This is a genomic window from Vreelandella nigrificans, assembly GCF_002374315.1.
Lineage (GTDB): Bacteria > Pseudomonadota > Gammaproteobacteria > Pseudomonadales > Halomonadaceae > Vreelandella > Vreelandella nigrificans.
Genome location: NZ_NWUX01000021.1, coordinates 67,797 through 82,418, shown reverse-complemented (window position 1 = coordinate 82,418; position 14,622 = coordinate 67,797). Strand labels below are relative to the sequence as shown.

Genomic DNA, 14,622 nt, shown 5'->3' with positions numbered 1-14,622 from the left:
ATCAGCTCAAAGGGCTGAGAGAGCGCTTCGCGGTGGGTAAAATCAATCACCGCGATATCATCAACGCCGGGTAGCGTCAGGGTGAATTGCAGACCTGTACCATTGGCCATCGCTCCCTCCTTGGATCGTTACTAGTCAATAAGAAACGATCAGGATAACGAGGCAGGCGCGAAGCGCAACCTGTGGAGGACACAAAGCGGCAATCTCTTACACGCTTGTAAGAGATGGCTTACATGGGCCAGAGATCGCTTACAAAATAGCCATCGCCATTCACAAGAGATACTAAAGGCTTCTTTCCGCTACTTAAGGCTGTCTATCTCATCCCCTTCTATCTCACCCCCTTCTATCTCACCCCCTTCTATCTCACCCCCTTCTATCTCACCCCCTTCTATCTCATTCCCTTTTATGGCTAGACTATTGAGCACTTATAAACCACACAATCAAGCCTCCGCGCTCCCACCAATGAGTACGCTGGTAGCGTTTCTCCTACTTCAAATCCGGCTTTTTCCAACACGTATCGGGAAGCGCTATTCTCTAATGACACAATCGCTGTAAGGGTATGCAGGCGATAAACACTCCGCGCTTCGCTGATTAGGTGCTGCAACGCACGTTGAGCGATTCCTTGGCCGCAGGCCTGCTGGGCGATACGATAGCCAACCTTGCCCTGGCCGCTATGCATATCACGTAAATTGGCGCGACCTATCATTGCGCCTTTATCACGAATCAGTAGCGGACTCATACGGCGCTGCGCATTAAGCTCCAAACACTCAACTATGTGCTGTGTAATACCTTCCAGCGTGTAAAAGTGCTCAGGCCGCGCCTCGATATGCTGCTCAAACCAATCACGCTCTGCGGTTTCAAAAATCAGCAGCTCGGCAGCATCTTCTGGGGCTATCAGATTGAAGGTCAAATCGTTGGCGTAGCGCATAAGCACTTCTCTCCCTGATGTGCAAAGCATATGAGCTGCTAAAGGGGCTCTTTCTACAAATATAAGGCTAAACAAAACGCTGACATTTCTAGCAGCGATGTTGCTATGCTTGCCAGCCTATTGGGTAGTGAATATCGGAGCAAACGTTCGTGAAAACAGAATCCAGCACCTTAGCGTTTTCTGCCTTTATGGCACTGCTGATTGGCTGTGCAGGCATTACTGCAACGCTGGCATCTAACTCCCAGGCTATTTTGCTGGATGGGTTATTTAACCTTATCTACTTTAGTGTAGCGCTGGTCACCATCAAGGTCAGCAAGTTAGCCAGCCGACCTGATAGCGAATCCTATCCGTTTGGCTACAGCTACTTCGAGTCGTTGGTAAATCTATGCAAAGGTTTATTGATATTAGGCGTTTCTATCTTTGCGTTGGTGGATGCAGTGGCTGCCCTGCTAACGGGAGGGCGCGAGATTTCAGCAGGGCTTGCCGTTATCTATGCGCTATTTGCTACCACTGCCTGCTCGCTAACAGCATGGGTAATGCACCGCAGCCAACGCCATGTGCATAGCCCATTGATAAGCGCTGACAAGCTTAACTGGCTGGTGAACAGCATTATCTCGGCTGCCGTGTTAGCAGCGTTCTGCTTGGTGATGCTGTTTGAACGCCTGGACTGGCGGGGAATAGTACCTTATGTCGATTCGGTGTTAGTTATGGCGGTGGTAGTGCTCTGTTTGGGCGTCCCTGTACGGATGGCCTCCCAAGCACTACGGGAACTGCTTAACAAAACGCCTGAAGAATCTATTGCTGAACCGGTACGCCAAGCAGTTGCACGTGGCCTTGCAGAGATCGATACGCTGGAAGTAAGGGTACGTATGGTGCGTCCCGGCCGCCTTCTGTATGTGATCGTGCATGTGGTGCTGCCCAAAGAGCTCTCGGATATTTCCATTATCTCCCAGGATAGGTTGCGGGCTCGTATTGATGAAGAAGTACGCCAAGACTACGCACCGGTGGTATGTGATGTGGTGTTCACTGCAGATACACGCTGGGCGGAGCCCTCTTGTGGGCTGTTAGTAGGAAAGCATCCTTCATGACAGCTTGAGAGCGGGCGCTTGGCGGCCGAGTCTTTGTAACAGAACTAGCGTGGCAAGCACACCGCTCAGCAGCGCGAGACCAAACAGCGTTAACGCCAACGTATGACCTACAGCATCAATCAGTACTCCAGTGGTGATCACTGGGATACTGAAGCCAAGATAGGCCATCAAAAAAAAGCCCGCGCTGGCTTGGGTCGCAGATGTTCCCGCTATCGCCAACACGCCGCTTAATCCCCCCAAATAGATAAACCCATAGCAAGCACTACTGGCGGCAACCGTTCCCAGCAGCACCGCCGCCAGATAGCCTTGCACAGCCCCCCAGGCGATTAGCCCATAGGCTATTGGTAGAATCACTAACCCTAATGAAGTGGCGTTATAGGGAGCGAGTTTCCTTGCCCAAGGCTGGAAAAGCACTCCGCAACTGCATATTCCAAAGGTAGCAAAGCCACTCCAGGCGGATAAGCCATGCTGGTTTAATGCTGAAGGAAGAATCGCGATTACCAACCCTACCGTTGCCCAGGCGAGCAAAATCGCTAACCCAAAGGACCAGGCTCCATTAGGGTAGCTGGGAAGACGTAACATAGGACACTTAGTTGGGCTCAGCGAGCTATCTATCGAAGCGCCATTTTTCAGCGTAAAGACAACCAGCAGCGCCAGCGAAGCGGCGACTAAATAAAGCCATAGGCTGGGAGGAGATACGCTAGGCGTGTGAAAAACAAACAAGCTAGTGACAGCTGCCCCCAGGCCAAAACCCAACGCTGTACTGGCGGTGACATAGTTTGTCGCTTTATCCTTATCCTTCGCTGCCACAAGTATCTGCATATAACCAGGAGCCACTGCGGAGGTTAGCCCTGTACTGACACCCAGCAGAAGGCGAGCAATACCCAGCGCCACTAAACCAGGCACTATCAGAGTAATGGCAGTGGCCAGGAAACATAACAGTAGTGCTGTAATGATTAATGGCTTGCGCCCTACTCGGTCTGCCAATCCATTTAAACCCAGCAACACCGGTACAATGCCTACCACATAGCAGGCGAAGGCTATCGTTGCTGCACCGACCCCAAGGCCATCACGCGCGGCCAATGTATCGTAAAGCGGGGCCTGTAGATTAACCGCCGTGGTAATCATACACAGCGCAAACGCCAAGCCAGCAGCTTGCCTTTGGCCAACCTTTTGCGTAACAACTCGGTTCATGGCTTAGTTCCTAAATAAGTTCCTAAATAAGCAGTCTGTTGAACCGTTACGCTCGCACGCTTACCACACTGGGGTAAGGTACACTTAATCACCACTATCGAGGCACTGTTCCGCGCTTTTAGCGAACAGTTGAGAACCACATGGGTCAGCTATGAAGCTAGAGGTCGACCGCAACGCTAATACTCCCATCGCACAGCAGGTTGAGGCGGGAATTCGTGCTTGGATTGAAGCCCATGGTGCTGGCGGTGGCCGCCGTTTACCTTCTATTCGTCGTTTAGCGGCCACTCATCACATTAGCCGCAACGCGGTTATTGAAGCCTATGAAAGGTTAGTGGCTGCGGGGTTGGTACGCTCGCGGCCTGGCGCAGGTTTTTACGTCGCAGATAGCGCGGCATCGCTAGGGTCACAGTCGCCCTGCATTAGCGCGATGGATGAAGTCACCAACGGTCTATGGGGGCTTTTCAGTGCCAATGAGCATGCACTTAAGCTGGGGTGCGGCTGGCTGCCCAGCAGTTGGCGTGAAAGTGACGACCTGACCTATGCCATCCGCCACGTCTCGCGTAAAAGCCGTTCAGGTATTTTTGAGTACAGCACTCCCCAAGGGCCACTCGATTTGCGCGGCCTGATCCAAGAGCGCCTACGCCCACTGGCGATTACCGCTGATGCTCAGCAGATAATCATGACTAACGGCGGCAGCCATTCACTGGATTTGTTGGTACGGATGCTAGTGGAGCCTGGCGACGTAGTATTCGTGGAGTCTCCTGGCTATTACAACCTTTTCGGGCTGTTGCACTTACAGGGAATCCGCGTGATTGGCGTACCACGGTTAGTCGATGGGCCTGACGTAGACCACCTGGAAGCCCTGTTAGCACAGCATCGTCCCAAGCTTTTTTATATCAACAGCGTGTTTCACAACCCCACCGGTAGCACCCTCTCCCCAGCGGTTGCACACCGGGTTTTACAACTCGCCGAGCAGCACGATTTTAAAATCATTGAAGATGATATCTACGCAGATTTTCAGCATACCCCAACGATACGTTTGGCGGCGCTGGATGGCTTACGCCGAGTTATCTACCTGGGAAGCTTCTCAAAAAGCCTCTCCTCTTCCCTCAGGGTAGGCTTTATCGCCGCGCCTCCTCCCTTGGTGCAGCGCTTAGTGGATATTAAGATGTTAACCAGCATCTCCTCTTCCCTCTTTGCCGAACAAGTGGTCACCGCTATGTTGCAAAACGGCAGCTACCGAAAGCTTACCGAGCGGCTGAGAACCAAGCTTTCCAGCCAAATGGCAATGGCGCTGGCAATGCTAAAAAATGCTGGCTGGGAGGTTTATACCGAACCAACGGGAGGGATGTTTGTCTGGGCCAAGCCACCTACGGCCATGACGCCTGAAACATTGAGCGCACTGGCTGAGCAGTGGCAAATCACACTATCGCCAGGGCATTTATTCTTTGCTGATCAACAACCTACTCACTGGCTACGACTCAACGTAGCTTATATGCAAGATCCCAGAGTTAACGGGTTTCTTGAGGCCAGCAGCATTTAAGACACGCCCATAAAATAGGCGCCTTTGAGGCGCCTATTAAAACTTCTTTTTGAGCATAGGCCACTTGGTATAGCCCGTTTGGTGTAGCCCACTTGGTATAACCTGCTTCGATTCTACGACTCAGGCTCCAAGCGGTAAACACCGCCATCTTCTTCATCGGTAACAACATACAGCATGCCGTCTGGCCCCTGACGAACATCGCGGATACGGCCAAGAGTATCCTCCAACAGCACTTCTTCGTGGGTGACCTCGTTATCCTCATCCAGAACTAAACGGTGTAGTTGTTCACGACGAAGCGAGCCAACAAAAAGGTTGTTTTGCCATTCGTCCACATCACCGGTGTAGAAGACCATACCAGAGGGCGCCATAGACTCCTCCCATACATGGGTGGGCGCCACAACACCTGGAGCTTCTGTGCCAAGCCCAATATGCGCATCAGTCGAGTACTCAGTGCCATGTGCAACCATCGGCCAGCCATAGTTGGCACCTTCTTCCACTTTGTAGAGCAAGTCTCCACCATTGGGGCCGTGATCAACTGCCCATATATCGCCGGTTTCAGGATGAATGGTTAGCCCTTGATTATTGCGATGGCCAAACGAATAAATCTCTGGGCGCAGGTTGCCTGGCTCAACTCCAACAAAGGGGTTATCAGGATGAGCACCACCATCTTCAAGCAGGCGGATCATCTTGCCACCAGGGTTGGTTAAGTCTTGGGGTAAATTTTGAACGTTACGATCGCCAATGGAAAAAATCATCTCTCCATCGCCTGGGAACACAATACGCGATCCATAATGCGCACCAGGATGGGTGCGTGGGACCTGGCTATAAATGGTTTCTACATCGGTGAGCTCCCCATCATCAGCATCAATACGAGCACGGCCTACCGCTAGGCCAGTACCATAATCAGGCTCGTAAGTACTAAATGCACGCGGGTCACCTGGGCTTGAGTAGGTGAAATAAATCCAGCCGTTGTTCTCATAATCAGGGTGAATGACGACATCCAGTAATCCACCCTGATTGCCACCTTCGGTAGCTGACTCATCATCTTCATCAATATCTGTTTGGGGTAAGCCGCTTAGTTCGATTACATCATCGCCGTCAATAAGCTGCAGGCGTCCTGGGCGCTCTGTTACCAGCATACGGCCATCAGGCAGCCACGCTACTGCCCATGGATGCTCTAGCCCACCCACTATTTTGGTGATGGTCAAATTGGTTTCTTCTGTCTCGTAATCTGTTTCAACACTCTCCTCATCAGTGGTGACATCGGCGTTTGCGAGGCCAACGCTGCTCGCCAACATGGCACCGAAGATAGCCTGTGAAAGAGATTTCTTGCGAATGGGAGAAGGGTTTCCTTGAGATGTCATGCATTGCTCCTTGCACACGTTTGATAAAAGTCAGTTCCATCGCGATGACGTTAAGCGTAGGAAAAACGTTCACAGGCAGCAAATTTGGTACAACGTCTGCTTCTCAAAGAAGTGAAAAACAACCGCTATGTGAGTAGCCCAAAATAGGTCATTAGCCCAATCACCACACTAAAGGTCACAAACGATGCCAGGGTAGCGGCCATTAAGGCACCTACAGCAACATCTGCCATACCGTAACGCTGGCCCAGCAACGGATAAATACTCGCCATTGGGGCTGCGGCAAAGAGTATCGCACCAGCCAGAAGCAGTGGGTCGGTTGCCGGCATGAGTAAAAACGCCAGCACGATGGCTAATGGATGAAAAATCAATTTACCCACCATAATTTGGCTAGCATCCATCATCACGCCGCGGGCATGAAGGCCGTAAAGCGTTCCTCCTATTACGAATAGCGCTGCTGGGCCAGCCGCGTCAGCCACCATATCAATCGCCCTGGTTACTGGGCTCGGTAGCTCAAGCCCTACGATGGCAATCAATACACCGATTAGAATGGCCATTAGGATAGGGTTTTTGGCCATCCTATTAGCCGTTTGTAAAAGTGTGCGAGATAAACTACCACCCGCCTGACGCCCCATTTCCGCCAGTATCAACGCAGCAGGGATCATCAGCAGGTTCTCAACGATCATACTCAAAGCAAGAAAAGTGACCGCGGGTGGGCCCAGCACCATTGCCGCGACTGGGTAGCCCGTAAAAGCGCTGTTGGAGACCGACATACCCAAGGCGAAAATGGCCCCAGTTTGTAAGTTTTTCTTCTGGATAAAAATGGCCAAACACAATGCCGAGGTAAAAACGATCACTGAGCCCAACCCATAGGCCAACAGATAGGCCAAGTTAAACACTTCCTTGAGTGGGTTCTGGGTCAGGGCACGAACAACCAGGGCGGGTAACGCAAAGTACATCACAAAGTTACCGATACCCTGCATTTGCTCCCGGCCAACAATACCCAGGAGCATAGCCACATAGCCCATACCGATGATTAAAAAAATTGGTGTGGTGATGGCTAATATTTCAAGCATGGTTACTCCCCTTCCTCCTCCATAAGCACATCACCAACGATCTCAATAGCTATCGCAACGATTATTGAGCAGCAAGCGCTATAAGCTCGTCATATAACGCTTTAGGAAACGTAACACCGTTAGCTTGGCTTCGCTCTCTTGCCTCAAAGCGGCGCTGGGAAGGTAGGCGAGCTCCTTGCCCCTGGATGGCCTCAAAAAGTACTTCGGCGTGTTTGAGATGACTTTCTGCATCCTTGCCTAAAAACGTTTCAGGCGATATCGCGATAATTAGCTCACCATGGAAGGGCTTGCCGGTTTTATCTGCGTTCGCTGCTTGGGTTTCGTGGCCTAGCAAATCGCCAATCAGCGGGCCCGCCAGCAGCTCTACCATGGTGGAAAGCGCAGAGCCTTTGTAGCTACCAAAGGGCAGCATGGCACCTGCCAGAGCCGCTACCGGGTCGGTAGTTGAGTTACCTTCACTATCCATTGCCCAACCATGGGGGATTGCTTTACCAGCACGCCGATGTAGCTCTATCTCGCCACGAGCCACTACGCTGGTGGCAAAGTCAAAGGTATAAGGTGTGCCACCAGGGCGTGGCCAGGAAAACGCGATGGGATTGGTGCCGAATAGAGGCAAAGTACCTCCCGCGGGGGCCACAAAAGCATGGCTGGGGGTCATTGCCAAGGCAGCTAGGCCTTCCGCTGAAAGCGCCTCAACTTCGGGCCATAGTGCCGAAAAGTGAAAACTGTTATTGATGGCAAGCGCCGCGATACCGTTTTGCTTAGCTTTTTCTACCAACAGTGGCTTACCCAGCTCAAAGGCTAATAATGAACAGCCTTTATGAGCATCCACCTTTACCACGCTGGGGGCTTGATCTTTGATAGAGGGCACTGCGTTAGTATCTACACCACCATTAAGCGCTGTTTGCACACAGCCAATTAGCCTATACAAGCCATGGGAGTGACACTCGTCACGCTGGGCAGCAATGACACTGCGCGTAATGGCGTCTGCATGAGGCTGGCTAAAACCATTATTAAGAAGCAGCGTTTTACTCAGCGTTTCGGCTTCTTGCAGAGAAATAGTAATATCATTACTCATAGTATTACCTCGCTAACGTTTATTATTACTTTTATTTAAAACCGCACTTAAAAACCACACGAAAAAAGCAGGCAGTTACGACTGCCTGCTTGGCTATTTCTTAAAAGGCTATTAGTTGTTAAAAGACCATTAGTTATTAAAAGACTATCAGTTCTTAAAAGACTACTAGCTCTTAAAAGACTACTAGCTGTTTATAGCTCGCGCTTTCCATCAACTAAGCGCGATATCTTTAGCGGGTTACCATCCTTGAGCGCATCGGGTAACAAGCTTTCTGGCAGCGACTGGTAACAGACCGGACGTAAGAATCGGTGAATGGCCGCCGAGCCAACCGAGGTAGTGCGCGCATCGGATGTAGCAGGGAATGGCCCGCCATGGACCATGGCATGGCACACCTCAACGCCAGTGGGCCAAGCGTTGGCAAGAATACGCCCTGATTTACGCTCTAACGTCGGCAGCAGCGCCTTAGCGGCATCGATATCAGCATCATCCATATGCAGCGTGGCAGTTAGCTGACCCTCTAGTTGCTCAGTAACCCGCTTTACTTCCGCTGCATCTTCACACTCAACAATCAGCGAACTGGCGCCAAACACTTCGGCTTGTAGTGCTTCAGAGGCAAGGAAATCGCTTGCGGAGGCGGCAAAAAGACCGGTCTGGCACTGATAGTCACCGCCTATTTGGCCCCGGGCAATTTCACGTACATTGGCTGCACTGCATAGGCTGGCAACGCCTTCTTGATAGGCACGATGGATACCCGGCGTTAGCATGGTCTGTGCACCGCTCGCCTCTACTGCACCTTTTGCAGCATCAATGAAAGCATCCAACTCAGGGCCTTTAATTGCAATCACTAAGCCAGGGTTGGTACAAAACTGGCCTGCACCCATATTTAGCGAAGCTACAAAGGACTCGCCCAGTTCCTTACCGCGGGCTTTAAGGGCCGCTGGCAATAAGAAAACCGGGTTAATACTACTCATCTCGGCATAGACCGGAATTGGTTGGGGCCGTGCTTGAGCGGTTTTCATCAGCGCCACACCACCGCTGCGCGAGCCGGTAAAGCCAACCGCTTGAATGCGTGGATCGTCCGCCAACGCTTGGCCAATTTCGTTACCGGCACCAAACAGCAGCGAGAACACGCCTTCTGGAAGGTTGCAGGCTTTCACCGCTTGTTGAATCGCCTTGCCGACAAGCTCTGAAGTCCCTGGGTGCGCAGAGTGGCCTTTAACGACAACCGGACAGCCAGCGGCCAGAGCGGATGCAGTGTCACCACCCGCCACCGAGAACGCTAGCGGGAAGTTGCTGGCACCGAATACCGCGACAGGGCCCAGAGCGATATGACGCTGGCGAAGATCCGCACGGGGTAGCGGCTGGCGCTCGGGCATGGCAGGATCAATGCGTACATCCAACCACTCGCCAGCACGCACCACCGAGGCGAATAAGCGCAGCTGCCCGCAGGTTCTACCCCGCTCACCTTCGATGCGTGCTTGGGGCAGACCGGTTTCCGCCATGGCCCGCTCAATCAACTCACTGCCGATCGCTTCAATTTCACTGGCGATGGTTTCAAGAAACGCAGCACGAGCCTCAAGGGACGTTTCACGATAGGTGCTATACGCCACCTCCGCTAGCTCACAGGCCTGCTCAACGTGGGTTCGGCTGCCGCCAATATAGACTGGCGCTAGTTTTTCACCAGTAGCAGGGTTAACTGCCTGAATGTTGGCTTGAGTGCCGGTAACAGCCTGCTGACCAATTAAGAGGTTGCCTTCTAATGCCATGATCAATCTCTCCTAGTAGTTTAGCGTAGGGCGCTACCATCACTCGCCACTACTTATATGCAGAATACGTTTTGTATGCTCGATTTAGATGCTGATACATCGCGGCATGGGCCGCTCTTGCATTGCGCGCCAGGATTGCTTCAAGAATGTCAGCATGCTCCTGGCCTACTTTTTCCAGATACTGGTAAGATGTTTGTGGCTCAGACTCCACAGACATAAGCTTCGCCCGAGGTATCGTGCCCACATCCCACTGCTCGTAAATAGTGACAAAAGCGGGATTGTGAGTGGCCTGTGCAATGCCTGCATGAAACGCTAAGTCCTCGTCACGCGCCTGGGTGGTATCTTTATAAGCTTGGATAAACTTAATATGCAGCTCTTCCAAACGTTGCTTATCTTGATCGTCGTGCCTAGTGGCCGCTAGCGCGGCAACTTCTGGTTCAATGGCTAGCCTGAGCTCAAGAATATTCAAAATATCCTCAATGGTACTCAGGCGAATTTTCTTGGCTGCTTGCTGTTGCAATGGCGTGGAGCGCAATACCCGCGTTCCAATACCACGCCGCGTTTCAACAAGCCCTAGCGACTTTAAGTGAGTGATGGCCTCGCGGATCACCGTGCGACTTACACCAAATAAGTCACACAGCGCACCTTCAGGTGGGAGCTTATCCCCCACAGGAACGGTTTGGTTTGCAATGATTCTTTCTAATTGCTGGGACACCTGCTTCGATAAACTGCCCCCATGCACCAAAGGTTCAACGCCAAGATTATTCATGCTCAACCATCTCTCATAAAATCAGTTTTCGGGCTTGTATAAAGCCCTCCATATTGCTTGATAGTATAGAGCATCCGTTATTACTTTTAATCATACATATGACTATCAGTCATCTGGATGACCCGTAGAGGCAAATTTACCCCCCTGATAGATGACTTCCGGCGCGTTGGGGTCTGGTCTTTCGCCTTTTGCTTCGATTTCTTCACGCCACTGTTCGGAACTATGGCGAGGCTTCCAGCCTAAGAACGAAACCAATTGGTTATCCCACCACTGCTCGGCGTTGTCGGAAGCAGCGTAGATAACGGTATTGCCCAGTTTGGGGGCATTGAAAGCGCGTTCGAACAGATCCACCAAATCTTCTACATGCAGCCACGTTGCCAGCATGCGTGCATCAGCTGGCTTCGGAAAACATGAGCCAATGCGGATGCTTAATGTCTCGATACCGAACTTATCGAAATAGAGGCTAGCGAGGTCCTCCCCAAAACACTTCGATAGACCATAGATAGAGTCTGGGCGATGCGGCACCTGGGTATCGATTTTCTGGGTACGCTCATAAAAGCCAATCGTATGGTTGGAGCTAGCAAAAATGATTCGTGGCTTACCTAAATGACGAGCTGCTTCATAAAGGTTGTAAGTACCAATAATGTTTGACTGCAGGATTCCCTGCCAGGGTCTTTCTACCGACACACCACCCAGATGGATGATAGCGTCACAGCCATCTACCAGCGCCTTAACCCCTTCGTAATCCGCGAGATCGCACGTTACCACCTCTTCATGAGAGGCTGGGTTTTCAATATCTGAAATATCGGAAAGACGAACCTGTTTCGCGAACTTATTCAAGTAAGGACGAATTGCTTTCCCTACCCCACCTGCCGCGCCGGTAACTAATAGTTTATTTAACATCCTAGTCTCCTGACCGTTTATGAGTGCTAGACATCAAGCGCTCTATAGTGACCTAACACTCTTTAAAATCCGTAAAGCAACGCTGGGTTATCTACCAGTATTTTCTTTTGGGTCTCTGTATCAGCCCACTCTAGTAAGATATCCAGCTGCTGAGCATCGTTTGGATACTGAGAGCGGCTCACTCCGACATGCGGCCAGTTAGAACCCCAGATAATGCGGTCGGGGGCGTGTTCAATGAACCGCTTGGCAATTGGTGCTACGTCTGAATAACTTGACCCACCGGTTAAGCTGGTTTCGTAAGCTCCGCAAACCTTGAGCCAAGCATTACCGTGATCCATCAAACGCAAAATATCATCAACCCTTGAGTCATCGGCGTCCACGGGATCGATAAACTTACCGATATGATCAATGATGTAATTACCTTTAATTTTTTGCAGCGCTTCCATGTAGTTAGGTAAATCACGGCCATTGAACTGAACCATCAGATGCCATCCCATATCCTGAATGGCATCTTCTACAGCCAACATCCGGTCAATACCTACCGCCCCCCCAGGCAATTGCATAATGCGCGCGCCCCGTACGCCTTTTTCATGTAATCGCTCAAGCTCATGTTTCGGGGTATCTGGCGTAACAACTGCAATGGCACGCGCAACATCTGGCCCAAACTGAGCTAAGGCTTCTAATAACGCCTCATTATTCGTCTGATAGGCATTAGGCTGGGTAATCACGACACGTTCCAATCCCAGCCATTGCTGTAATTCGCGATAATTTTCCACCGTCGCTAATTCGGCAATTTGAGGTCCACCCTCCTGAGACTCAAAACCCGGTAAGAAAATATGGGCATGGCAGTCAGTAGCTCCCGCAGGCGCTTTTAGAAGCGGGGACGGGCCTGTTAACGGGCGGGTGTTTTCTGGAATTGGCATCATGACTCCTAATGACTTGCGTAAATGTCAGCGTTAACTGCTCTTAGTATTGCTGGGCAATAGTAATCAAATCATTCAGTTGTGCGCGCTCTTCATCAGTAGGCATTACTAAAGGTGCACGCACCTTGCCCGCAGGCTTACCTACAATCTCAGCACCCAATTTAACCAGGCTTACGGCATAGCCTTGTTTCCGGTCACGCAAATCCACAAAAGGAATAAAGAAGTCTCGGGTAATCTTCTTGACGGTTTCATGGTCTCCTGCACGCAATGCCTTATAGAACGTTGATGCCATATCAGGCACAAAATTAAACACGGCCGAAGAGTAAGTATTTACCCCGATAGATAGATAAGCTTCAGCGAAAATCTCAGCGGTAGGAACACCGCCAATATAAGCAAGACGATCCCCTACCGTTTTGACGATTTTATTCAATGCCTGCATATCGCCCTTACCATCTTTAAGGCCGATCAGGTTCGGGCACTCTTCCGCTAGCTGCTGTACAGACGCCGCATCCATAATGCCATTACCACGGTTATAGTAGATGACGTTCAGCGATGTACTGTTGCAAATCTCACGAGCGTAATCGATCAGGCCTTCCTGGGGACACTCTGTCAGATAAGGAGGCATCAACAGAATGCCATCGGCACCAGCCTCTTCGGCAATTTTGGCATGAGCTTTTGCCATCTCTACACTTTGGCCAGCGCTGGCAATAACAGGTAGCTGCCCTCCAATGGTTTCCACAGCTGTGGTGACCACATCACGGAAGTCATCCAACGATAAGTTGAAGAACTCACCTGTCCCACCCGCTACAAATACTGCCGAAATTTCATGGCTCACAAACCACTTCAAGCGCGCCTGATAACTTTCTCGGTCAAAACGCCCCAGACTATCAAAGTCAGTCACCGGGAAAGAGAGCAAGCCATTAGAGATGGAGGCCAAGGTCTGTTCGCGTGAAAAATGCATAAATTTTTCCTTTTTCATATTCAATAGTAATACATCACACAACTATAGGGGTAAGCAGAAGCTGGAGCAATACCATTTTGGTGAACCATGCCCTTATTCAAGCCGGGTCAGGCAATTACGTATAAAAACATCGTGCGTTTAAAAAACCGATTGTGCCAGCTTCTACTAGTGGCGCTAAAACGATAGGCTTAAAACCTAAAGCTGTAGGTTAACTGCGCAGCATCATTGTGTTTACCTGCATTGTAGGTTGCCTCATCACGCGTTTTATCTTTACGCTTATACGTCAGTGCAAGCGCATGCGCCGGATTGATTCGATAGCCCACTGTGAATTCATGCTCCCAGCGATCACTCCCCCCGGTGTACATTCGGCCCTCATCACCAAGTAGATATGCATAGCTTGGATTCCATGAAAGCCCTATCTGTTCGGTTACCGCATAACTCACATAACCATCAAATCGGTTAACGCGGGACCGAGGCCCCCCGCCCTCACGAAATGTTTGATATTCATAGCGATAACGCCCACCGACTCGCCAAGCATCATTAATTCTATAGTTTAATCTCAGCATAGGACGCGCCGTCTCCTGGCCAGGATTGAACTTATACTCCAGTCTTGGCTGTAGCGACCAACGGTTCGCCTCATCCAGCGAATAAGAATAGCCAATACCAAACAGGTTCTCAGCCAATTCCGGAGAGCCGCTCACTTCATCTCTCCAGCGGCGTTGATGCTCAAACCCTAGGTACATCCTGTTATCGAAAACATGATTAATACCAAATTTTACTTTGAAATCCTGATTTTCACGAAACGTCTGTTCGTATTTGGTAGCAATCGTTGTTGTTCCAGCATAGCTAAAGCCACTAAATACAGTTGCTAGCGCAGCTGCTCCAGCTACAAGTTTTGTAATCTTCATAAAACACCCTGTTATAAATATTTGTTTTTATTACCGCCATGGATCCGACTGTTTACGTTGTAAAGTGTGTAGCACCCCCTTAAACATATTACTAATAACGTATTATGTTATATTTCGTAATAAT

General features: G+C 50.6%; 13 protein-coding genes. 2 read left to right on the top strand and 11 right to left on the bottom strand.

From position 1 onward, the window contains the following. Positions 1-409: 409 nt before the first annotated feature. A complete protein-coding gene (locus tag CPA45_RS18160) occupies positions 410-928 on the bottom strand; it encodes a GNAT family N-acetyltransferase (RefSeq protein ID WP_096653973.1) in 519 nt (172 codons plus the stop codon). A 149-nt stretch (positions 929-1,077) separates the two neighbouring features. On the opposite strand from CPA45_RS18160, the gene CPA45_RS18155 reads away from it, so the two are divergent. Continuing rightward, on the top strand, positions 1,078-2,016 hold the full coding sequence (locus CPA45_RS18155; protein WP_096653971.1) for a cation diffusion facilitator family transporter: 939 nt from the start codon (positions 1,078-1,080) through the stop codon (positions 2,014-2,016). Here the strand turns inward: CPA45_RS18155 and CPA45_RS18150 are convergent. Further along, positions 2,011-3,210 (bottom strand): MFS transporter, encoded by a 1,200-nt coding sequence (locus CPA45_RS18150; protein ID WP_096653969.1) that lies wholly within the window; start codon positions 3,208-3,210, stop codon positions 2,011-2,013. The genes CPA45_RS18155 and CPA45_RS18150 overlap by 6 nt on opposite strands. Positions 3,211-3,361: 151 nt before the next feature. Here CPA45_RS18150 and CPA45_RS18145 point away from each other — a divergent pair, with 151 nt between their 5' ends. Beyond that, on the top strand, positions 3,362-4,753 hold the full coding sequence (locus CPA45_RS18145) for an aminotransferase-like domain-containing protein (protein WP_096653967.1): 1,392 nt from the start codon (positions 3,362-3,364) through the stop codon (positions 4,751-4,753). Positions 4,754-4,866: 113 nt separating this feature from the next. On the opposite strand, the gene CPA45_RS18140 is transcribed toward CPA45_RS18145, so the two are convergent. The 9 genes from CPA45_RS18140 to CPA45_RS18100 all read right to left on the bottom strand — a co-directional run bounded on the left by CPA45_RS18140 (position 4,867) and on the right by CPA45_RS18100 (position 14,498). Continuing rightward, complete coding sequence (locus CPA45_RS18140) at positions 4,867-6,117, bottom strand: PQQ-dependent sugar dehydrogenase (RefSeq protein WP_165771583.1); 1,251 nt, start codon at positions 6,115-6,117, stop codon at positions 4,867-4,869. A 125-nt stretch (positions 6,118-6,242) separates the two neighbouring features. Continuing rightward, a complete protein-coding gene (locus tag CPA45_RS18135; RefSeq protein WP_096653965.1) occupies positions 6,243-7,190 on the bottom strand; it encodes an AEC family transporter in 948 nt (315 codons plus the stop codon). A 61-nt stretch (positions 7,191-7,251) separates the two neighbouring features. Then, positions 7,252-8,268, bottom strand: a complete 1,017-nt coding sequence (locus CPA45_RS18130) for an Ldh family oxidoreductase (protein ID WP_096653963.1) — start codon at positions 8,266-8,268, stop codon at positions 7,252-7,254. A 191-nt stretch (positions 8,269-8,459) separates the two neighbouring features. Then, positions 8,460-10,034, bottom strand: coding sequence for an aldehyde dehydrogenase (NADP(+)) (locus CPA45_RS18125; RefSeq protein WP_096653961.1), 1,575 nt, complete (start codon positions 10,032-10,034; stop codon positions 8,460-8,462). Positions 10,035-10,083: 49 nt separating this feature from the next. Next, complete coding sequence (locus tag CPA45_RS18120) at positions 10,084-10,803, bottom strand: FadR/GntR family transcriptional regulator (protein ID WP_096653959.1); 720 nt, start codon at positions 10,801-10,803, stop codon at positions 10,084-10,086. 105 nt (positions 10,804-10,908) lie between these two features. Beyond that, positions 10,909-11,706: an NAD-dependent epimerase/dehydratase family protein gene (locus tag CPA45_RS18115; protein ID WP_096653957.1), complete on the bottom strand. Its 798-nt coding sequence runs from the start codon at positions 11,704-11,706 to the stop codon at positions 10,909-10,911. A gap of 62 nt (positions 11,707-11,768) precedes the next feature. Next, positions 11,769-12,629, bottom strand: a complete 861-nt coding sequence (locus CPA45_RS18110) for an amidohydrolase family protein (protein WP_096653955.1) — start codon at positions 12,627-12,629, stop codon at positions 11,769-11,771. Positions 12,630-12,672: 43 nt separating this feature from the next. Continuing rightward, positions 12,673-13,590, bottom strand: a complete 918-nt coding sequence (gene kdgD, locus CPA45_RS18105) for a 5-dehydro-4-deoxyglucarate dehydratase (RefSeq protein ID WP_096653953.1) — start codon at positions 13,588-13,590, stop codon at positions 12,673-12,675. Between the two features lie 188 nt (positions 13,591-13,778). Next, positions 13,779-14,498, bottom strand: a complete 720-nt coding sequence (locus tag CPA45_RS18100) for an oligogalacturonate-specific porin KdgM family protein (protein WP_096653951.1) — start codon at positions 14,496-14,498, stop codon at positions 13,779-13,781. Positions 14,499-14,622 lie beyond the last annotated feature (124 nt).

Excerpts from the sequence above, each read along its gene's own strand:
- CPA45_RS18160 (WP_096653973.1), bottom strand. The coding sequence starts at position 928 with ATGCGCTACGCCAACGATTTGACCTTCAATCTGATAGCCCCAGAAGAT.
- CPA45_RS18125 (WP_096653961.1), bottom strand. The coding sequence starts at position 10,034 with ATGGCATTAGAAGGCAACCTCTTAATTGGTCAGCAGGCTGTTACCGGC.
- CPA45_RS18145 (WP_096653967.1), top strand. The coding sequence starts at position 3,362 with ATGAAGCTAGAGGTCGACCGCAACGCTAATACTCCCATCGCACAGCAG.
- CPA45_RS18120 (WP_096653959.1), bottom strand. The coding sequence starts at position 10,803 with ATGAATAATCTTGGCGTTGAACCTTTGGTGCATGGGGGCAGTTTATCG.
- CPA45_RS18130 (WP_096653963.1), bottom strand. The coding sequence starts at position 8,268 with ATGAGTAATGATATTACTATTTCTCTGCAAGAAGCCGAAACGCTGAGT.
- CPA45_RS18115 (WP_096653957.1), bottom strand. The coding sequence starts at position 11,706 with ATGTTAAATAAACTATTAGTTACCGGCGCGGCAGGTGGGGTAGGGAAA.
- CPA45_RS18140 (WP_165771583.1), bottom strand. The coding sequence starts at position 6,117 with ATGACATCTCAAGGAAACCCTTCTCCCATTCGCAAGAAATCTCTTTCA.
- kdgD (WP_096653953.1), bottom strand. The coding sequence starts at position 13,590 with ATGCATTTTTCACGCGAACAGACCTTGGCCTCCATCTCTAATGGCTTG.
- CPA45_RS18110 (WP_096653955.1), bottom strand. The coding sequence starts at position 12,629 with ATGCCAATTCCAGAAAACACCCGCCCGTTAACAGGCCCGTCCCCGCTT.
- CPA45_RS18100 (WP_096653951.1), bottom strand. The coding sequence starts at position 14,498 with ATGAAGATTACAAAACTTGTAGCTGGAGCAGCTGCGCTAGCAACTGTA.
- CPA45_RS18150 (WP_096653969.1), bottom strand. The coding sequence starts at position 3,210 with ATGAACCGAGTTGTTACGCAAAAGGTTGGCCAAAGGCAAGCTGCTGGC.
- CPA45_RS18135 (WP_096653965.1), bottom strand. The coding sequence starts at position 7,190 with ATGCTTGAAATATTAGCCATCACCACACCAATTTTTTTAATCATCGGT.